The organism is Nereida sp. NH-UV-3 (assembly GCF_042939535.1).
GTDB classification, from domain to species: Bacteria; Pseudomonadota; Alphaproteobacteria; order Rhodobacterales; family Rhodobacteraceae; genus Nereida; species Nereida ignava.
In genome coordinates, this window is the sequence record NZ_CP132157.1 from 130,685 (window position 1) to 151,132 (window position 20,448).

Sequence of the window (20,448 nt, forward strand, 5' to 3'; positions counted from 1 at the left end):
TTCAGTGCGAGGAGCTTTAGCTTTGGTCTTTCACTTATTGTAAATTATCTCTTATTCGGGTCCGCGTGAAAGGGCTGCTACGCCCGTGCGGGCCATTTCTATCAGGCCGATGGGGCGCATGAGATCGGCAAATGCATCGATTTTCCCGACGTCACCGGTGATTTCAAAAACGAAACTATCAAGGGTGCTGTCCACCACGTTGGCGCGGAAAATCTCGGCCAGACGCAGTGCTTCGATACGCTTGTCGCCGGTACCCGTGACTTTGAAGAGGGCCAGCTCACGTTCAACGGCAGGGCCCTCGACGGTAAGATCGTGCACGTCGTACACAGCCACAATCCGGCCCACTTGCGCTTTGATTTGTTCAATCATTTGCGGGGTGCCGGTTGTTACGATCGTGATGCGCGACAGCTGCTTTTCGTGATCCACTTCCGCAACTGTAAGGCTTTCGATGTTGTAGCCACGCCCTGAGAAAAGTCCGATGACGCGGGCCAGAACGCCCGCTTCGTTGGCGACCAATACCGCAAGGGTGTGGCGTTCTTCTACGTCAGAGAAGGTTGGACGAAGGTTGTAGGCGCTGTGGCTTGATGCGCCTTTCTTGAGTTTTAGTGCAGCCATTGGGTGTCTCAGTTCATGTATGTTTTGTGTGGGCCTGACGCGCCAATCTTGAGAGGGTACATCAGGCCAATAAGAGAGAAGGGTAGTGCGGGTGTTAGACCAGCACGCTGCCTTTTGCATCGATCGCACCTTTGGTGCTGGCGTCGCCCAAAAGCATCTCGTTATGTGCCTTGCCCGATGGGATCATGGGGAAACAGTTTTCGTGCTTTTCAACAAGGCAATCAAAAATGACCGGACCGTCGTAGGTGATCATTTCCATGATGGCATCATCCAAGTCCGCAGCATCTTCACACAAAATACCCTTGGCACCAAAAGCTTCCGCCAGCTTTACAAAGTCGGGCAGGGCTTCTGACCAGCTTTGTGAATAACGCTCACCGTGCAGCAATTCTTGCCACTGGCGCACCATGCCGAGCCGTTCGTTGTTCAGAATGAATTGCTTTACGGGCAAGTTGAATTGCACCGCTGTGCCCATCTCTTGCATGTTCATCATCCACGAGGCTTCACCCGCCACGTTAATGACCAGCGCATCACGGTGCGCGGCTTGCACACCGATTGAGGCAGGGGTGCCGTAGCCCATTGTGCCCAAACCACCGGACGTCATCCACCGGTTGGGGTCTTCAAACCCGAGGTACTGCGCCGCCCACATCTGGTGCTGGCCGACTTCGGTTGTGATGTAGCGGTCGTATTTCTGGGTCAGAGCTTCAAGGCGCTCAAGAGCGTATTGCGGCTTGATGACTTTGCCTTCTTGCTTGAACGACAGACATCGCACGGCGCGCCAGTCTTCAATTTGGCTCCACCATTTAGTGAGCGCTTCTTTGTTTGTCTGGCGACCCTTTGATTTCCAAACGTTCAGCAGATCCTCAAGCACATGGGCCACATCACCAAGGATCGGCATATCCACGTGGATGACTTTGTTGATCGATGAGGCGTCGATATCGATATGCGCCTTTTTTGAGCCGGGCGAGAACGCATCGAGGCGGCCCGTGATCCGGTCATCAAAACGTGCGCCGATGTTGATCATCAAATCGCAATCATGCATCGCCATGTTGGCTTCATAAAGCCCGTGCATGCCCAACATGCCCAGCCAGTTGTCACCGGACGCAGGGTAACAGCCCAGTCCCATTAGGGTTGAGGTGATGGGGAAGTTTGTTGCCGCCACCAACTCGCGCAAAAGCTGTGACGCCGCGGGGCCAGAGTTGATGACGCCGCCACCCGAATAGATGATCGGGCGTTTGGCTTTGGCCATCGCGTCGGCCAATTCCTCAATGGTGGCCATGTCGCCTTTCACTTGGGGCTGATAGTGCGACTTGGTGGGCGCGGCAGACTTATACTTGCCCTTGGCGAATTGGACGTCTTTGGGAATGTCCACAAGCACAGGGCCCGGACGGCCTGATGTGGCAACGTGAAACGCCTCATGGATCGTGCCAGCAAGCTCATCGGTGTCTTTCACGAGCCAGTTGTGTTTGGTGCACGGGCGCGTGATGCCAACGGTGTCGGCCTCCTGAAATGCGTCAGATCCAATCATGAATGTGGGCACCTGACCGGATAGAACGATCATTGGGATGCTGTCCAAAAGCGCATCCGTAAGGCCTGTCACCGCGTTTGTGGCACCGGGGCCCGAGGTTACCAACACAACCCCGGGTTTGCCTGTCGCGCGGGCATAGCCTTCGGCGGCGTGGGTCGCACCTTGCTCGTGGCGGACCAAAATGTGGTTGATGTCGCTTTGCTGAAAAATCTCGTCATAGATCGGCAGCACCGCGCCACCGGGGTAGCCGAAAATCGTGTCGACGCCTTGTTCTTTAAGGGCTTGGATAACAATTTGGGCGCCTGTCATGGGTGCGGGCATCTTGGTCTCTCCGGTTTTCAACGATTGCGCGGCTGGTTCCGCGTCAAATCAATAGCTAGCTCGTTTCAGGTTCAGAAAAGAAAAGGTGACATAAAAAAACCCCCGATTGTGTCGGGGGCGCATGGTTTCAAAACTGGATGACCTTACGATCCCATGCGCATCTTTCGGCAAATCACGACGACGTCTTTCATAGCCCGCCCTTTCTTAACAATTGCCACGGACATTATGGCGGGCATTCGGGGGCGTCAACAGCCGCACAGTAGTTTTTTGGCTGTTTTGGATAATTAAATAGCGATTTGAGTGATGAATTTTGAAACTATCAGAAAGTATGGGGGTACTTTTTGGCATTTTTATTGGATGCTGGCCTACAAATTAGCCCCTGTACCCTGCAAAACCCCGTGCTCAAGCGCGTAGCGGGTCAGCCCTGCGGTAGATGAAATACCCAGTTTACGTTTGATATTCTTGCGGTGCGTCTCAACTGTGCGCACAGAAATATCCAACACGGCTGCTACGTCTTTGTTGGATTTCCCACTGGCAAGTTGCAGCAAAATAGTCTGCTCGCGCTCGGTCAGGATTTCGCGCCCGCCCGCAACCGCCGGTTCAAGCGAGCCCTTCGCGCCCGTGCACAAATACCGCCCACCAGACAGCACCACATCAATGGCAGTTTTGATTTCTTCGGTAGGGACGTCCTTCAGCAGGTAGCCATGCGCGCCGTAACTCAGCGCCGTTGAAATATATTCGGGCGTGTCGTGCATCGACAGGATCAGGATGTGGGTGTCGGGGTGTTGCTCAAGGATAATCTCGGTCGCGGAAAGCCCGCCCATGTTGGGCATGTTCAGGTCCATCAGCACGACGTCCGGCTGCAACGTGCCTACTTGCGCGATGGCCTCTTGTCCGGATGAAAGGGTCGCGACCACTTCAAGATCGTCATAAGTCTCAAGGATCGATTGCACCCCTTGGGCAACCATCGGGTGATCATCGACAATCATAACGCGGGTGAGCGGCGGTGTTTGGGTCATTGGGTAATCTTCGCTGGTGCTTCGGGACTTAGAAGGTGGGTAAGCGGCACAGTCGCCTCGATGGTGGTGCCAGAGGCGGTGGACGCGATGTTCAGCGTGCCGTCAAGTTGCTCGATCCGTTCGGCCATATTGCGCAGACCAAGCCCCAAGCTGTTGCGACCGCGCCCTGATTTCAGGCCAACGCCGTTGTCCTTTACCATCAACGTCGCCCCTTGGCGGTGACCGGCCAGGCTCATCACCATTTTCGAGGCATCGGCGTGCCGCTCAATGTTGGTCAGGGCTTCTTGGGCAATGCGGTAAAGCGCAATCTTGCTGTCGGGATCAAGGCGGTTGCGAAAGACGACAGTTTCAAACGTGCATTCGATACCCGTGCGCGCCTCAAAGTCATCGGTCAGCGATTGCAGGGCAGGGCCAAGCCCCAAGTCGTCCAAGATGCCCGGCCGCAAATCACGGCTGATGCGGCGGACCTCACCAATGGCGGTGTTCAGCCCGTCGATCCCTGCACCAAGGCTGTCACCGGCGGCGGCATCGCCTTTGTTGAAACGTCTACGCGCCAGCTCAAGTGAATAGCGTACGCCCACCAAGATCTGGCTGATGCCGTCGTGCAACTCGCGGGCGACGCGGCCACGTTCTTCTTCTTGGGTATCAAAAATTCGCTCCGTCAGGGCCTTTAGCTTGGTATCGGCCAAGCGCCGCTCGCGGATGTTCAGCACCATGCCAGAGGCAAAAACCGCCAAAAGCGCACCAAGCGTGATGAACACAATATACTGGAACGTCCGATCGATGCGGTTCTCTACATCTGCGCGCGCCGCGGCCACCGTGCTTTGGATGTCATCGACAAAAATGGCGGTGCCGATGGCCCACTGCCAATCTTGCAGACCCAGCACATAGCTAATCGCGGGTTCTTTGGTGCCGGTGCTTGGCTTGGTCCATAAAAACGAATGATACCCACCGCCCGTGCGCGCAATATCAATCAGCTTGTCGGTAACGGGCACGTCTTCGGGGTCGGTCAGCCCGCTCCAGTCTTTGTTGATCAGAACGGTCTGGCGCGGCGCCACAAGGTTTGTGCCATCGTAATCAAAGACAAAGAAATAGCCGTCTTGGCCGTAAACCATCGCGGCAAGGCGCTGCTTTACCTCGGTCTTGGCGGCTTCGTCATTTGTACCGGCGGGGCCGTAAATATCGACAACGGCAGTGCGCGCAATGGACAGGTAGTTTTTCAACTCGGCTTTTTTGGCAGATAGAAGTTGGGTCTCAAGAGCGGCGATCTCGCGCTCGGCCAAGGTGCGTGACTGCGTGATGACCACAAGGCCGATGATAGTGGCCGCAACCAACAAAGGGGCCGTCGCTAGAATGAACAGCTTTTGCCCGTAGCTTGGGCGAAGTGTGCGCAAAAGACGAAACATATTCGGCATCTGCGATTCGATACGCTGGAATCGGCAGCTTGTTAAGTCTTTCTTACGCAGTTCCGCGCGCAAAATACGCAGCATGGGGCCTGTTTTGAGACGTATGGTGCTCAATATTGAGGCAGAGTTGGTCATAAAAGTTAACCGATTACGTAGTAGTTGGTATTTCGGATTTTTTTTGGTGCCGCTAATGTCTGACCATTGTTAACGACCCACAGGGCGCGCGGCTTCGTTTTGGTGAAGCGGTGGCGGCCTGATTTTATTATCTGGGAGGATACTCTATGGATCGTCGCTCATTTTTGAAAACATCTGCACTTGGCGGCTCGGCTGCTGCTGCGTCCACATTGGCCGCACCTGCTTACGCCCAAGGCAAGCGCACATTGACTATGGTTACCACTTGGGGCCGTGGTCTGGCTGGCGTTTTTGACGCAGCTCAGCGCGCAGCGGATACAATTGGCGAAATGTCTGACGGTCAGTTGACTGTTGACGTAAAAGCCGCAGGCGAGCTGGTTGGCGCGTTTGAAGTGTTTGACGCGGTTACTGCCGGTCAAGCGGACATGTACCACGGCGCAGACTACTACTTTGTTGGTCAGCACCCTGCATATGCGTTCTTCACAGCTGTGCCATTCGGCATGACAGCACAAGAGCTTGCAAACTGGTACTACCACGGCAACGGCGCGGCTCTGCACGACGAGTTGGGCGAAATCTTTGGCCTGAAATCATTCTTGGGCGGCAACACAGGCGCACAAGCGGGCGGTTGGTTCCGTAAAGAAATCAACTCAGCTGCTGATTTCAACGGTCTGAAATTCCGTATGCCAGGTCTTGGCGGTAAAGCACTGGGTAAATTGGGTGCATCTGTTCAGAACCTTCCAGGCGCAGAAGTGTACCAAGCTTTGGCATCTGGCGCGCTTGACGGCACCGAGTGGATCGGCCCATGGGCAGACGAAAAAGCCGGTTTTCAAGAGATCACAAAATTCTACTACGCTGCGGGCTTCCACGAGCCAGGCGCAGGTCTGTCAGTTGCAACAAACCGCGACGTATTCGACAGCCTGTCACCAGCGCACCAGAAGATCATCGAAATCGCATCTGCTGAAACACACCAGTGGAACCTTGCACAGTTCCTTAACAACAACGGTTCAGCGCTTCAGCGTCTGCAATCCGGCGGTGTTAAAGTTCTCGAATTCCCAGATGACGTTTGGGATGCATTCGGTAAAGCAAGTGAAGAAGTCCACGCCGAAAACCTCGGTGATGACCTCTACAAAAAGGTCCACGATGATTACCAGGCCTCGCTCAAAGCGTCATCTGGCTGGATCAAGCAGTCTGAAAGTGCATACCGCACACAGCGCGACCGCGTTCTAGGCTAATCGCCCGATTGCAGGGGGGAGGGCGCGCGCGTCCTCTCCCAAGCGTTCGCATCTTTGGGTCGGCCAGCATGCGTTGGCCGCTCCAACTTTTACCGCATTATGATCTGACTGCATCCGCAACCATGGCCCATGGGCATTGGGGTTGCGTGGCACATCATAACTGCGCCGAAATTATTACGAGCCGCCGCTCCACGACTTGAAGGCATAGGGGAATATCATGCTCGACGGGATCATCTGGTTTTTTCAAAATATCGCTTTGGCGTTTTACAACATCGGCTACGCGCTGTTGAACACTTCAAGCTGGCTTGACTGGCTGACGTGGGACAACACCACCGAAGACAAACAATCCCTGATGCGGTTCATTTATTACGGCGGCTCTGTTGAGTTGTTCTTCGCGATCTTCACCCTGTTTATCTGTGTGACCATCGCGGGCTTGCTGTACCGTCCATTCATGTGGGGCTGCGTGCGGGTATTTGAAGGGTTCGCAAACGCCGTGGGCCGTTTCTTTGCATGGGCCGGCCTTTTGATGGTGCTGCAACAAATCGTCATCGTATTCATGCAGCGTATTTTTGCGGCTTCCGAATTGTCATTCGGGTTTGGCAAAAGCTTTGCCTTTGACATCAGCTGGTGGTCTGAGGAGCTAAAGTTATACAACGCCATCGTGGTGTGCCTGTGCGCGACATATACGTTTGTGCAGGGCGGTCACGTGCGTGTTGACTTGGTCTACTCAGCCGTTTCATTCCGCACCAAGCGCATCATTGATATGGTGGGCAGCATCATCTTTATGATGCCAGCGGCGGTGCTGACGTGGATGTACGGTTGGTATTTCTTGTGGCGTCACCTTGTGGTGCCGAACCCATCCGCCTCCGACAGCCTTGACCGTTTGGTGAACAAAGCCCGCGCGCTGCGCTGGAATGTTGAGACCATCGGTTTCTCGCCCAACGGGTTCAACGCATATTTCATGTTCAAGATTTTGCTGATCGTCTTCACGGCGATGGTCTTTTTGCAGGCGATTACCTTCTTTTACCGCAGCTACCTTGAGTTGCGCGAAGGTCCCGAGGCCGAAGGCAAAAACCTTGACCGTGATAAACTTGGCGATGCTGACGCAGAACTCGCCGCGAACATCCATTAAGTTAAGAAAGATCTAGAGACATGTTATTCGGACTTGATGGCGTAGAAGTCGGCCTGATCATCGTATTCCTGACGCTCTTTGCGGGCATTTTGTCAGGCTTCCCCGTGGCTTTTGCAATCGGTGGCTCTGCCGTTATCTCATTCGGGATCATCGCGGCACTCGATAGCAACGGCCTGCTTATTCACCAAGCAATCGACAAAGACAGCGCGCAATACGCGGCCCTTCTGGCCGAAGGGATACGCCCTGAGGCGGTCTCGATTTTCCGCTACCCTGAGTTGCCGCGCATTGGAGAGCCTGTGTTTTTGCAAGGGTGGGAAGTCGCCCTTGATCGTAACGTGTCGTTCATTGTGAACCGCATCAACGAACGTGTTTTGGCAGGCCAATCCATTGAAACGCTGTTGGCTGTTTTGATGTTTGTTCTGATGGGCATCACCCTTGAGCGGTCGAAAATTGCGGATGATTTGCTGAAAACCATGGCACGGGTGTTTGGCCCGCTGCCCGGTGGTTTGGCGGTGTCCGTGGTTGTGGTTGGTGCTTTCCTTGCGGCGTCCACAGGTATTGTGGGAGCAACCGTTGTGACCATGGGGCTTTTGTCTTTGCCGACAATGCTCAAGAACGGTTATTCGCCGCAGCTTTCGACAGGTGTGATTGCGGCCTCTGGCACATTGGGTCAGATCATTCCGCCGTCCATCGTGATCGTGTTGCTTGGGACATTGGCTGGGGACTTGTACTCGGCCGCGCAAGAAGAGCGTGCCCAATTGGTGGGATGTTCTGATGCGCTGACATATCTGGGTGAGCCTGCGGTTGTCTCTGTGGGCACGTTGTTCCAAGCGGCGCTGTTGCCCGGTATTTTGCTGGCGATGCTTTATGCGGGCTATGCGTTTGTCTACGCGCTTTTCAACCCGTCCAAAGCGCCAGCGGTCCAGATGGGCAGCAGCAACAGTGAGCCGATCACCCGCTCTGAGGGGCTGACATGGTTCTTGGGCGCGCCGATCATGTTGATCGGTGGTTTGATCCTGTTCGTGAACATCGGCCTTGTCGGCAGCCAGTCAACAATCGTTGACAGCTACACCGACGCCGGCAGTACCGCAGACCTTCGCACGTCTGTTGGCCCTGAATGTGCCGCGGCCATGATTGATCTGCACGGTCAAGCCAAATGGGACGAAGCGGTCGCACAACAGCAAGCCATCGATGATGCGGGGGGCGTGCAAGAAAGCCGTCAGCTGACACCGGAAGAGCGTGAGACGTTGATCCTTGAAAAGATCGAAGCCGCTGCGCCAATCGGCACAGGTTTGGCTGTTTCAATGATGTTGCTGGGTCTGGTTCTGACCACTGCACGCGGTGTTGCGCCATCAGCTGGCCGCTTGCCGTTGATCGCAGGAACACTCGGCGCATTGGGCGTGCTTTTTGTTGACGTCGCTCTTTTGGGGCCCACCACATCTGCGGGTGCACGGCTGTTGCTGATCGCATTGCCTCTGGGCCTTGCCCTTTGGGGATGTGCGGGGGCGCTGAAGATGCTGGCTAAGAACGAGTTGCTGCGCGTTGTCTTCCCGCCGCTTGTGTTGATCATTGCGGTGCTTGGCTCAATCTTGGGCGGTATCACCAACCCGACACCTGCTGCGGCACTTGGTGCGGGCGGGGCGATCATGTTGGCCGCGTATCGCCGCCTCGCGGATGAGGGGCGTTCGGGCAAGATGATCTTGATGACCACTTTTGCGATCATCGTGTTGATCCTTGTGGGCGTGAACTTTGATCTGCGCTTGGGTACGGGCAACACCAGTGTCGAGACCGTCTTTGCGTTCATCGTCGCTAAGGCTGCGTATCTATTCGCGATGTTCGGCATCCTGTTTGCCTGTTGGGTGCTGTTTGCGGGCGGGGTCCTTAGCCCCGTGGTGCGCGAAACCGCCAAAGTCACCTCGATGGTGTTCACCATTTTGATCGGCTCACAGCTGCTTAACCTTGTGGTGATCTCGTTCGGTGGTGAGCACTATATCCAACAGTTCTTACGCTCGTTCGACAACGAATGGACCGTGTTCTTGCTGGTTATGCTGGTGCTGTTCATTTTGGGCTTTGTTCTTGATTTCCTAGAGATCATCTACATCGTCATCCCGATTGTGGGGCCGGTCATTTACGGCGGCACGATGGATCCGAAATGGGTAACAATCATGATCGCTGTGAACTTGCAGACCTCGTTCCTGACACCACCGTTTGGCTTTGCGCTGTTCTACCTGCGCGGCGTGGCCCCGAAGGAAGTCACCACTGGCCACATCTACCAAGGTGTATTGCCCTTCGTGTTGATCCAAGTGGCAGGGCTGGCGCTTTTGGCGGCGTTCCCAAGCGTGGTGACAATCGTGCCGAACCTGATTGGTAACTGATTAAATCAGACCTGAAAATGACAACGGCCCTGCAGGAAACTGCGGGGCCGTTTTCATTTGGTTGCCAGGATGATGGGCGATCAGTCAGCCTTGGTCAGCCGTCTTCATACCGCAGGCTATACTTTTGAAGACAGCGTATCAGGCAGCGAGATATTCGCGACTTGTTCGGCAATAGGATCAATGGACAGCGGGTGCGTCTCTTGCTCAAAATCGGCCACGTTGTTCATGGTTTCCCACGCACCACCACGGTAGACCTCAAGGCCCGAGAACTTCGCCTTGTAATCCATCTTGGGCGATCCGGGCACCCAATACCCAAGGTAGACATATGGCAGGCCTGTTTCCCGCGCGATCTCGATATGATCAAGGATGATGTGCATCCCGGGCGAGCTTGGCGCCGCATCAGGCGCAAAAAACGAATAGACCATGCTCAGCCCGTCATCGAGCAGATCTGTCAGGCAAACGGCGGTCAAAACCTCGTCGCGGGTGTATTCAATCACGCGGCTGCGCACGGGCGTTTCTTCGACCATGGCGGCGAACTCGAATATATCCATATCAGCCATGCCACCATCTGCGTGCCGCGTATCCAGATACGCACGAAACAGGGCAAATTGTTCTTCGGTTGCCCAAGGGCTTGTCACGCGGCGGCGCATATCTTTGTTGCGGCTCATCACGCGTTTCTGGCTTTTGCTCAGCTTGAAATCAGCCACTTTGATGCGCGCGGACAAACACGCGGTACAATCGGCACACGACGGCCGGTAAAGTACATTTTGTGAGCGGCGAAAGCCTTGCTTGGACAGCCCGTCATTCAGCTTTTCTGCGCTTTCACCCTGCAATGCGGTAAACAGTTTACGCTCCATCCGACCCTCAAGATAAGGGCAGGGCTGCGGTGCGGTCACATAAAACTGTGGTGCAATTGGCAGGGTGTGGCGCATTAATAATCCAATTCTTGAACACGCAAACCCTAGCAAGCGAAAACAGTCTCGCCAACCCCTGTCTGCGTGGTGCGTTAACGCGAATGTGCAGCGTGGTTAATGGCCACGGTCCCCAGCAGATGGTCAGTCGCTCCTTGGCGCTTTTCGCTGATCAACATCAAGACGATCGAGATCAACTGCAACACCGGCACCCCGAATGAAATGACATATCCCAAAGTGTGCAAAAACGCGGTTCCGGCATCAAATTTGGTGCCCTTGGCAGTGCGAAATTCTATTGCCACCACCCCCATGCCCACAGTGGCTGAGCGGCGCGCCAACGTGACCACGCGGTAGATAAAGCTGACAGAAAAGAAGACTGCAAAGAAGATGAAAAAGCCAACCCCAAGCGTAAGCAGACAAAGCGCGATCGATATGGCCGCGATGATAAGCGTATCAATCCCCCACGACAGCAAGCGTTTCAGCGGTACATCCGCGTAGAACTCTGCTTGATCGACGGGATCGGGAAGGGCGCTGTGCATAGGCAGATATCCGTGTGGTTTCACTTGTTATGTGCAATTATGTGGTTGTTTGGGGTGTTTCGATAAAGGGCATCCGCTCTTTTTGATCAATTGTTGTCCTTGACCAATCACGGCGCGCGTATCACGTTGTTTTATATGAAGTTTACAGACGCTATCACCCGTATGCCACGCGCCTTTGACCCTGATCGCGGGGCTGAACGCGCTGTTCTGTTCGATGGCCCTTTGTCGGATGTGGTCGCCGGTGCTGCGGGATGTAGCCCATACCTAAGCGGGCTGATTGGCAAGCATCACGAGTGGCTTCAGGGCGCTTTTGCGGACCCTGAAGCGGCCCTGCGCGCCGAATTAGCGGCAGTAGCGGGCTATGCCTCAAACGTACCACTGAGCGAGTTAAGTCCGTCTTTGCGCCGGTCAAAAGGGCGGATTGCCTTACTTACGGCACTTGCGGACCTGGCCGGTGTCTGGCCGCTGGAAAGTGTCACAGCCGCGTTGACCCACCTTGCGGACGCGGCACTTCAAACGGCCCTCGATGCAGAGTTCGCGGCCCGTTTCAAAAGGGGGCATCTGCCGTGGTTGACCGAGGATGATCTGGCCACAAACGGTGGCTTGGTTGTGCTCGCGATGGGTAAGATGGGCGCGTTTGAGTTGAATTACTCAAGCGACATTGATCTGATTTGCCTCTTTGATGACAGCCGCTATGCCCGTGATGATGTGGCCGATGCGCGCCACGCATTTGTGCAGATTATCCGTGCGGTGACCAAAACGATAAGTGCGCAAACCCGCGATGGTTACGTCTTTCGAACAGACCTGCGGTTGCGCCCTGATGCGGCGGTGACGCCCGTGTGCATGTCAATGTCAGCAGCAGAGCTTTATTACGAGGCTGAGGGGCGCACATGGGAACGTGCGGCCCATATCAAGGCGCGGGTGTGCGCAGGCGATCATAAAGCCGGAGAGGCTTATCTTGAGCGGCTTCGACCTTTTGTTTGGCGCAAGCATCTGGACTTTGCAGCAATTCAAGACGCCCATGATATGCGCCTCAAAATTTGGGCACATAAGGGTCTGGCAGGGGCTATTTCATTGCCCGAGCATAACGTGAAACTGGGCCGTGGCGGTATTCGCGAGATTGAGTTTTTCACCCAAACACAGCAGTTGATTGCAGGCGGGCGCGATCCTGATTTGCGTGTGCGTGGAACCTGTGCAGGGCTTGATGCTATTTCGTCAAAAGGTTGGGTTAGCAATGAGTTGGCGGGTGATCTTAAAGTAAAATACCGCGATCTTCGGGATGTTGAGCACCGCTTGCAAATGATTGCTGATGCGCAAACCCACGTGTTGCCCCGCGATGAAGAAGGCTTCAGCCGGCTTGCCGCCATGATGGGCGAGGACGTGGCACCGCTAAAGCAACGATTGCAGGACTTATTTGAGAGTGTTCACAGCCGTACAGAGGCGTTCTTTGCGCCAGAAGCGCCTGCCGAAGATGGTTCTATCGCAAGTATCAAAGCGACCGATCAGGAAAGCGACACATCTACAGTTCCGAACGATTTTGGCCAAGAAACAATCGCCCGTTGGCCCAGCTACCCCGCAATGCGATCTGCCCGCGCTACAGAAATTTTTAACCGCCTGCGCCCGTCTATTGTGGCTAAATTGGCCCAAGCCGCACGCCCCGAAGAAGCGCTTGCGCATTTCGATGGGTTCTTGCGCGGCCTGCCCGCAGGTGTGCAGGTCTTTTCCCTTTTTGAGGCCAACGCTCCGCTGGTGGATTTGCTGCTTGAAATCTGCGCGACGTCACCCGCGCTTGCGGCGTATCTGGGTCGTAATTCCAACGTGCTGGACGCGGTCATTGCGGGTGATTTCTTTGCGTCGTTCCCAAGTGACGCGCAGCTAAGTGACATGATTTCCGATGATCTAGCGGCCTGTGGGGATTATGAGGCGGTGCTGGACACAGCGCGACGGATTAAGAAAGAATGGCACTTCCGGATTGGCGTGCATCATCTGCGCGGTGTGATCGATGCGCAAATGGCCGGTGCGCAATACGCGTCCCTTGCCAAGGCGTTGGTTGGCGCGCTTTGGCCGCGGGTCACGGCTGAGTTTGCGTCAAAGCATGGCGCGCCGATGGGGCGCGGAGCGGTTCCAATTGCCATGGGGTCTCTGGCTGCGGGTCAGTTAAACGCGAGCTCGGATCTGGATTTGATTTTGATCTATGACGCGGACCCTGATGCGATGTCTGATGGTCCAAGGCCGTTGCAGACACGAACATACTTTGCCCGGCTTACCCAAGCGCTGATTACGGCGTTGACGGCGCAATTGCCGGAAGGGCGGCTGTATGAGGTGGACATGCGGCTGCGTCCTTCGGGGCGGCAAGGGCCTGTGGCAAGTGGTTGGGCGTCTTATGCGAGCTATCAGAAAGAAGAAGCATGGACGTGGGAGCATCTTGCCTTGACGCGCGCGCAAGCACTTGGTGATGGGGCGTTGGCAAAGGACTGGAACGCTTTGCGCGGTGATATTTTGCGGGACACGCAAAAAGACGTGCTGGGTGATACAAGCGATATGCGGGCGCGTTTGGCGGGGGCGAAACCTGCGAGTGATCCGTGGGACGTTAAAAATGGTGCTGGCGGCGTGCAAGATATTGAGCTGTTCGCCCAAGCCAGTGCGCTGAAAGCGGGGCTTGATGACGTACCACGCGATACGTCGGCGCAACTGGCGACAACAGTCGCAAACGGATGGTTGAATGACGCGGACGCGCGCGCCATCACCGCAGCTTATAAGACCCTATGGGCCGTGAAAGCGATGCAGGCCGAGTTGAGCCTGGGGCCGTTTGATGCAGCAAAAGTCGGGACGGGCGCGGTTGGCGTTCTAAATGGTATTTTGGCTGCGGGTTCCGAGGACGAGGCGCTGGCAAAAGTGGCTGAGGCGCGGCAAACGGCGCGTGCATGTATTGAACGGATTATGCCCCTTGGGGGCGCAAAAGATGGGGCAGGCGGCAATGATTGACTTCAAGTTTTTGGACCCACGCGGATTGATCCAAGAAAGCTATAAAATTGATGGGATCAGCGCGCCTGAGTGCCGCTCGATCTTTCTGGACTGGGCGCTTGGGCTGCCCGCGGGTGTCGCGATGCAAGATTATATCAAGCCGCTTATTGATCACTACGGGCAATCAAACGGAGATCATCCGATGACGCAGACGCTGCGCGAAGGCCTTGAAACAGCCCCCGCCACAGGACGGCGTGGCGGGCGTGCCGCGCGTGTCGCTGAATAAACAGCTAAGTGATTACCGCTTAAGTGCTGCGGCTTCGCGGGCCAGTTCTTCAATCGCGGCCCAGTCTTTTGCGGCGATCAGATCGGCAGGGCAGACCCAGCTTCCGCCAACGCAAAGCGTGTTTGACAGTCCAAGGTATGTAGGTGCGTTTTCGGGTGTGACACCACCCGTTGGGCAAAATGAGACCTGTGGCAAAGGCGCGCCAATTGCTTTGAGTGCGGGAGCACCGCCATTTGCCTCGGCTGGGAAGAATTTCTGCACCGAATAGCCAATTTCGAGCAGCGCCATGGCCTCGGACGCGGTGGATGCACCGGGCAACAGTGGCAGCGCTGAGATTGCGCATGCCTCAAGCAATTTTGGCGTGGCACCAGGTGAGACACCGAACTGCGCGCCGGCTTCTTTTGCGGCTTCTACGTCTGTGGGCGTCAAAAGTGTTCCGGCGCCAACAGTGCCGCCCTCAACTTTGGCCATCTCGCGGATCGCGTCGAGGGCAGCGGGGGTTCGCAACGTCACTTCAAGGGCGGGCAATCCGCCGGCCACAAGTGCTTCGGCCAAAGGACGCGCGATTGCGGCGTCGTGGATGACAAGCACGGGCACAACCGGTGCCAGTTCACAAATTGCGCGGGTGTGGTGGCTGGCGTCGAGTGGGCTCATCATGGTGGTATCCTCTTCGGGGTATTTGGTGCCGGAAAGTAACGTGGGTGCCTCCGGCGGGGATATTTTTAAACAAAAGAATTGAAACAGTAAATTAACTTAAGCTTTGTATTCGGGAGCGGCAGTACAGGCGGGGACGCCGATGGCTGTAACAAGAGAAGGCCCCACGGGACTTTTGCGCGCATGCGTATCGGTCTCGGGGGCTGATCTTCTTTTGTTCATAAATATCCAAATCCCGCGTTTACACAACAACGCCGGCGCCAGAGCTGGCAGGGCCAACGTTGGCACGAAATACCTCAAACATCTCGCGGCCAACGCCGAATGTGTTGCTCTCAAGGTCTGGTGTGGCTGCTGTGCGTGCGTCAACGCCTTCGGTCAGCACATCTAGGGTCCCGTTTTGCGCATCGACCCGAACGATATCGCCGTCTTGCAGCTTTGACAAAAGACCGCCGTGAAGCGCTTCGGGTGCTACGTGGATCGCCGATGGGACTTTGCCTGATGCGCCGGACATCCGGCCATCTGTAACAAGCGCCACTTTAAGGCCACGGTCTTGCAACACTGCCAACGTTGGGGTGAGCGAGTGTAATTCGGGCATGCCGTTTGCCGCAGGGCCTTGGAAGCGCACAACGACAATGGTGTCTGATGTGAACTCGCCTTTTTGGAAGGCCGTTTTTACGTCATGCTGGTCTTCGAAAACACGGATGGGGGCTTCGACAATCTGACGTTCGGGTGCGACGGCGCTGACTTTCATCATGCCGTGCCCAAGGTTGCCGCGCAGCTGCTTTACGCCGCCTTCAGGCTGGAATGGATTTGAGACAGGGCGGAGAATTTTCTCGTTTTCACTTTTTGCAGAGCCTTCGCGGTACTCAAGTTTGCCGTCCTGCAACACAGGCTCTTGTGTGTAGCGCGACAATCCTTTGCCGACGATTGTATCCACATCATCGTGCAGTAGGCCAGCGTTCAACAGCTCACCGATCATGTAGCCAAGCCCACCTGCAGCGTGGAAATGGTTCACGTCCGCGAGGCCGTTGGGGTATACTTTTGCCATCAATGGCACCAACGCCGAGATATCCGCAAAGTCCTCAAGCGTAAGGTCAATGCCCGCCGCGCGCGCCATTGCAGGCAGGTGCAGCACAAGGTTTGTTGAGCCCCCCGTCGCCATCAGCCCGACGATGCCATTCACAAACGCCTTTTCCGAGAGCACATCGCAGGCGGGGGTGTAATTATCGCCAAGTCCTGTGATGCCCAGGGCCGTTTTCGTAGCATGTTCGGTGAGGGCTGCGCGAAGTGGGGTGTTGGGGTTCACGAAAGACGCGCCGGGCAGGTGCAGCCCCATGAATTCCATCAACATTTGGTTGGAATTCGCCGTTCCATAAAACGTACAGGTGCCCGGGCCGTGGTAGCTTGCCATTTCGGCGGCCATCAACTGGCTGCGGTCAATGTCGCCTGTTGCGAACTGTTGGCGCACGCGGGCTTTTTCATCATTGGGCAAGCCACTGGTCATCGGGCCTGCTGGCACAAAGACCGACGGGATATAGCCGAATGTACCGGCAGCAATGATAAGACCGGGCACGATTTTATCACACACACCCAAATACATCGCCGCGTCATAAGTGTTGTGTGACAGGCCAACGCCTGCGGCCAATGCGATCACATCGCGCGAAAACAGCGACAACTCCATGCCAACTTGGCCTTGGGTTACGCCATCACACATGGCCGGAACGCCGCCCGCAACTTGGGCAGTGCCGCCGTGGGTGGCTGCGGCGGCTTTGATCAGATCAGGGAATTCTTTGAACGGCTGGTGGGCCGAAAGCATGTCATTGTAGGCAGTGATGATGCCAATGTTGGGGGACTGCTCATCAAGAAGACGGTCCTTTGCGTCGCCCATCGCTGCATAGGCATGGGCTTGGTTGCCACAGCTCAGGTGGCCGCGTTTGGGGCCAATGTCTGCGGCTTTGCGCATACGCTCAAGATATGTCCCGCGCCGCTTTTCTGATCGGGCAATGATGCGGTCTGTCACGGCTTTGAGGGTTGGGTTTAGCGACATGTGGCAGGCTCCATCGGCTTAGACGTCTGTTATTCACCCGCGTTCTAGCGATGTTTGCGCTAACAAGTCCAGCAGTTTCAGTATGTGGGACACAGTTTGCCGCAGTTTGCTATGATGCTTGGCCAATTCAATTGTGTGCTTTAAGGGAGGCATCATGACACAAACCACCACAGATGTGCCCGCTTCACCCAGCGATCTTCCCGTAGTTCGACTGAAACCAAAATCCGACGCCCGTGCCATCAGGTTTGGCGCGCCGTGGGTCTACGCAGAGGATTTGGTGACGGATCGGCGCACCAAAGCCTTAGGCGCGGGTAGCTTGGCCATTTTGGAAGACGCAGACCGCAAGCCATTGGGCCTTGTGGGGGTCACGCCCGACAGCCAGATCATCGCGCGCGTGCTTGACCGCGATGTGACTGCCACGATTGATCAGGCGTGGTTTGAGGCGCGCCTGCAGACGGCGTTCGAGCACCGCAAGCGGATGTTCGATGCGCCGTTTTACAGGCTGATCCACGCAGAGGCCGATGGGCTGCCCGGTGTTATCATTGACCGGTTTGGCGATGTAGCGGTGGTGCAACCCAACGCCGCTTGGGCCGATGCGCGGATTGCGCAGCTATCAGCCGCGCTACAATCGGTGACGGGCGTGAGCTGTGTGATCAAAAACGCCTCGGGCCGTGCGCGCGGGCTGGAAGGGCTTGATGACGTGTCCGAGGTTCTTGCAGGCACAGCGCCGGACGCGCCATTGGAAGTCCCGATGAACGGCGCCATTTATCTGGCGGACGTTATGGGCGGTCAAAAAACCGGTCTGTTCTTTGACCAAAGACCAAACCACGCGGTAACGGCGCGGCTGTCGAAAGACGCACGGGTGTTGGACGTGTTTTCCCATGTTGGCGGTTTTGGGCTTGCGGCGCTGGCGGCGGGTGCGCAAAGCGCCACGTGCGTTGACGGTGCACAGCCCGCGCTTGATCTGGCCCAAGGCGGTGCGGATGCCATGGGCATGGGCGACAAGCTCAGCACGCGCAAAGGGGATGCATTTGCCGTTCTTGAGGCGCTAAATGAAGAAGGCGCGCAGTTCGACGTGGTGGTCTGTGATCCGCCCGCGTTTGCGCCGTCGAAAAAATCGCTCGATCGTGGGTTGCGCGCCTATGAGCGGGTGGCAAAACTGGCGGCACCACTTGTGGCCGAGGGCGGATATCTTGTGCTGTGCTCATGCTCGCACGCAGCGGATGTGCATAAATTTGCGCGCTCATCGGCGCGAGGCATCGGGCGGGCAGGGCGCCGCGCCCAGCACATTCACACAGGGTTTGCAGGACCAGATCATCCGTTGATGCCACAGCTTTCGGAAAGCGGATACCTGAAGGCGCTGTTTTATCGGTTGCTGCCGTGAAAGCGCTAATCGACGCCTGCGTTCTTTATCCAACCGTGATGCGCGAGGTGGTCATTGGTGCCGCCCGCGCGGGGCTGTTTGAGCCGCAGTGGTCCGAACGGCTGTTGGAAGAATGGGCCCGCGCTGCGGCGCGCCATGGGTCAAGTGACGAGGTCGCTGCGCGGTCTGAGGCGGTGATGCTGAATGCGCATTTCACACGCGCCCAGATACGGCCCAAAGACGGTGATTTGGCGCGGCTTTGGCTGCCTGACCAGAACGATATTCATGTGTTGGCTGCGGCCATCGCAGGCTCGTCTGATGTGATCATTACCAACAATGCAAAAGATTTCCCGCGCAATATTCTGGCAGAAGAAGGCGTTTCGCGCGCGGACCCCGATCAATTCTTGTTGGGGCTGTGGCATGCCAACCCTGAGGTCATGGCTGACGTCGTTGAAGGGGTGCGTGCCCAAGCAGACAAGCTGTCAGGCAGTACATGGACCACGCGGGGGCTGTTGAAAAAAGCGCGTCTGCCGCGGTTGGGCAAAGCGCTTCAGTCCTAAAGGGTCTGCTGTCTTATTGGGCGTTACTTTTGCACCGCATCCCATTTGGCGACATTTGCCTCAATCGCTTTGATCCGTTCTTCGGTTTTAGGGTGGCTAAGCAACCACGCAGGGCTGCCGCCGCGTGCGCCCGTTAGTTTTTCAAGCTTGGTGAAAAGCGTCTTTTGCGGTTCAACCCCGATGCCGGATTTGTGCAACAACGCTGAGGCATATGCGTCCGCCTCATATTCATCGGTACGTGAAAGCCGTGCTGCGATCAGCGATGTCAGCATCCCCGCAATCCACGGGCCGACACCTGGAATAAAGCGCCCTAAAACCATGGCCAATGCTGTGCGCAGCGCATTTTGGCCCGAAAAATCAATCATTCGGCGGCGCGAGTGACCCAAGGCGACGTGCCCCAATTCATGGGCGATGACTGATGCCATTTCCGCGCCTGTGACCTCGCCGGCCTGAAATTTCTGATAAAACCCACGTGTGATGAAAATACGCCCGTCAGATGCGGCCAACCCATTGACGGGCTCGATCTCGTAGATGTGCACGCGGATGCGCGGGATATCGAGCGCCTTGGCCATTGCCGCTGTGTGGGTTGTCAAAATCGGATCAGCAAGCTCGGTGCTGTTGCGGTCAAGCTCGCGGGCCGTGCGCCACGCAGAAAAGCGCACCATGACATAGCCATAGGCAAGCGCCAAAAGGATGGGGGCAAATTTCAACATGCTCTTTATATGGGGCAGTGTGGGCGGGCTTGCCAGTGTTTGGTGCAAACTTCTGTATGGCAATAAAAAGCGCCCTCGCTGAAGATGGCGAACCCAAGGCTGGCCTTTCAACAAGGGCGCGGTAACGGCGATACTTTTTGCGACGGCGCAGCAGCCTTAACCGCACGCGCCGTCTGGGGGGACGTTAGAACCGCCGTTGATCAAACAGGTGCTCGCCTACTTTTGCTTCGCGGGCCGAGACTGTCAGCACAAATGCTTGGGCAGGATCGGCTTTCTTGGCGTTTGCTTTGCGCAAGATATGCGTCAGCTGCGCTGTGTTGTTATCGGCTTTGGCTTGCACGATTTGCATCAAAACAGCCTTTGGGTAGACGCCTGGCTCAACGCCTGCTGAACGCGCAAGCTGATCTGCGCTGGCGGCGGTTGCCGCGCCAAGGGACGCGCCCAATCCAAGCACCAGTGCAAGGGCTGCGTTTTTGAATGAGTGACCATTAAGAAGGGTCTGTGAACGTGTCATCGTGAGGTCCTCCTTTTACATTTGTTGGGCCACCTCCGACCCTGTCAGGTGACAGGCGGGGTAGTCTTCCGTGTGAACCTGCATCAGCATATGGGCTGCAAAATGCGCCCTGTCACCCTGCGCCACGGCCTTGTGATCCG

The 20,448-nt window shown here is 56.2% G+C and carries 17 protein-coding genes; 7 read left to right on the forward strand and 10 right to left on the reverse strand.

The window, feature by feature from the left end; genetic code table 11:
- Positions 1 to 51: 51 nt before the first annotated feature.
- From ilvN to NeNHUV3_RS00630, 4 genes are all read right to left on the reverse strand, one after another.
- Complete coding sequence (gene ilvN / locus NeNHUV3_RS00615) at positions 52 to 615, reverse strand: acetolactate synthase small subunit (protein ID WP_048597356.1); 564 nt, start codon at positions 613 to 615, stop codon at positions 52 to 54.
- Positions 616 to 709: 94 nt separating this feature from the next.
- Positions 710 to 2,461, reverse strand: a complete 1,752-nt coding sequence (locus tag NeNHUV3_RS00620) for an acetolactate synthase 3 large subunit (protein ID WP_391481824.1) — start codon at positions 2,459 to 2,461, stop codon at positions 710 to 712.
- A 365-nt stretch (positions 2,462 to 2,826) separates the two neighbouring features.
- Entirely contained in the window at positions 2,827 to 3,480 is a 654-nt protein-coding gene (locus NeNHUV3_RS00625; RefSeq protein ID WP_341246725.1) for a response regulator transcription factor, read from the reverse strand.
- Positions 3,477 to 4,886 (reverse strand): cache domain-containing protein, encoded by a 1,410-nt coding sequence (locus tag NeNHUV3_RS00630; RefSeq protein ID WP_391481826.1) that lies wholly within the window; start codon positions 4,884 to 4,886, stop codon positions 3,477 to 3,479. Before NeNHUV3_RS00630 ends, NeNHUV3_RS00625 begins: the two co-directional genes overlap by 4 nt.
- 281 nt (positions 4,887 to 5,167) lie before the next feature.
- Between NeNHUV3_RS00630 and NeNHUV3_RS00635 the strand changes: the two genes are divergently transcribed.
- The 3 genes from NeNHUV3_RS00635 to NeNHUV3_RS00645 all read left to right on the forward strand — a co-directional run bounded on the left by NeNHUV3_RS00635 (position 5,168) and on the right by NeNHUV3_RS00645 (position 9,757).
- Positions 5,168 to 6,250: a twin-arginine translocation signal domain-containing protein gene (locus NeNHUV3_RS00635; RefSeq protein ID WP_341246727.1), complete on the forward strand. Its 1,083-nt coding sequence runs from the start codon at positions 5,168 to 5,170 to the stop codon at positions 6,248 to 6,250.
- Between the two features lie 217 nt (positions 6,251 to 6,467).
- Positions 6,468 to 7,382 (forward strand): TRAP transporter small permease subunit, encoded by a 915-nt coding sequence (locus NeNHUV3_RS00640; protein WP_391481828.1) that lies wholly within the window; start codon positions 6,468 to 6,470, stop codon positions 7,380 to 7,382.
- Positions 7,383 to 7,402: 20 nt separating this feature from the next.
- Entirely contained in the window at positions 7,403 to 9,757 is a 2,355-nt protein-coding gene (locus tag NeNHUV3_RS00645; RefSeq protein WP_391481829.1) for a TRAP transporter large permease subunit, read from the forward strand.
- A 116-nt stretch (positions 9,758 to 9,873) separates the two neighbouring features.
- Here the strand turns inward: NeNHUV3_RS00645 and NeNHUV3_RS00650 are convergent, their stop codons facing one another.
- A complete protein-coding gene (locus NeNHUV3_RS00650; protein WP_391481830.1) occupies positions 9,874 to 10,689 on the reverse strand; it encodes an arginyltransferase in 816 nt (271 codons plus the stop codon).
- Between the two features lie 74 nt (positions 10,690 to 10,763).
- Positions 10,764 to 11,207, reverse strand: a complete 444-nt coding sequence (locus NeNHUV3_RS00655; protein WP_391481831.1) for an RDD family protein — start codon at positions 11,205 to 11,207, stop codon at positions 10,764 to 10,766.
- Positions 11,208 to 11,342: 135 nt separating this feature from the next.
- On the opposite strand from NeNHUV3_RS00655, the gene NeNHUV3_RS00660 reads away from it, so the two are divergent.
- Positions 11,343 to 14,192, forward strand: a complete 2,850-nt coding sequence (locus NeNHUV3_RS00660; protein ID WP_391481833.1) for a bifunctional [glutamine synthetase] adenylyltransferase/[glutamine synthetase]-adenylyl-L-tyrosine phosphorylase — start codon at positions 11,343 to 11,345, stop codon at positions 14,190 to 14,192.
- A complete protein-coding gene (locus NeNHUV3_RS00665; protein WP_048597705.1) occupies positions 14,185 to 14,457 on the forward strand; it encodes a hypothetical protein in 273 nt (90 codons plus the stop codon). The genes NeNHUV3_RS00660 and NeNHUV3_RS00665 overlap by 8 nt, the downstream gene beginning before the upstream one ends.
- Positions 14,458 to 14,469: 12 nt before the next feature.
- Here the strand turns inward: NeNHUV3_RS00665 and eda are convergent, their stop codons facing one another.
- Together eda and edd are read right to left on the reverse strand one after the other, a co-directional pair.
- Entirely contained in the window at positions 14,470 to 15,111 is a 642-nt protein-coding gene (gene eda / locus NeNHUV3_RS00670) for a bifunctional 4-hydroxy-2-oxoglutarate aldolase/2-dehydro-3-deoxy-phosphogluconate aldolase (RefSeq protein WP_391483153.1), read from the reverse strand.
- Positions 15,112 to 15,352: 241 nt separating this feature from the next.
- Positions 15,353 to 17,158 (reverse strand): phosphogluconate dehydratase, encoded by a 1,806-nt coding sequence (edd, locus tag NeNHUV3_RS00675; RefSeq protein ID WP_391481834.1) that lies wholly within the window; start codon positions 17,156 to 17,158, stop codon positions 15,353 to 15,355.
- Between the two features lie 154 nt (positions 17,159 to 17,312).
- Between edd and NeNHUV3_RS00680 the strand changes: the two genes are divergently transcribed.
- Complete coding sequence (locus tag NeNHUV3_RS00680; protein WP_391481835.1) at positions 17,313 to 18,542, forward strand: RSP_2647 family RNA methyltransferase; 1,230 nt, start codon at positions 17,313 to 17,315, stop codon at positions 18,540 to 18,542.
- Complete coding sequence (locus tag NeNHUV3_RS00685) at positions 18,539 to 19,081, forward strand: RSP_2648 family PIN domain-containing protein (protein ID WP_391481837.1); 543 nt, start codon at positions 18,539 to 18,541, stop codon at positions 19,079 to 19,081. Before NeNHUV3_RS00680 ends, NeNHUV3_RS00685 begins: the two co-directional genes overlap by 4 nt.
- A 23-nt stretch (positions 19,082 to 19,104) precedes the next feature.
- Here NeNHUV3_RS00685 and NeNHUV3_RS00690 read toward each other — a convergent pair whose 3' ends face one another.
- Positions 19,105 to 19,794 carry a M48 family metallopeptidase gene (locus tag NeNHUV3_RS00690; RefSeq protein ID WP_391481839.1) on the reverse strand — a complete coding sequence of 230 codons (690 nt, stop codon included), beginning with the start codon at positions 19,792 to 19,794 and terminating at the stop codon, positions 19,105 to 19,107.
- A 184-nt stretch (positions 19,795 to 19,978) separates the two neighbouring features.
- The gene (locus tag NeNHUV3_RS00695; protein ID WP_391481841.1) at positions 19,979 to 20,308 is read right to left on the reverse strand and encodes a hypothetical protein; all 330 of its coding nucleotides are present in this window, start codon (positions 20,306 to 20,308) and stop codon (positions 19,979 to 19,981) included.
- Positions 20,309 to 20,448: the final 140 nt, after the last annotated feature.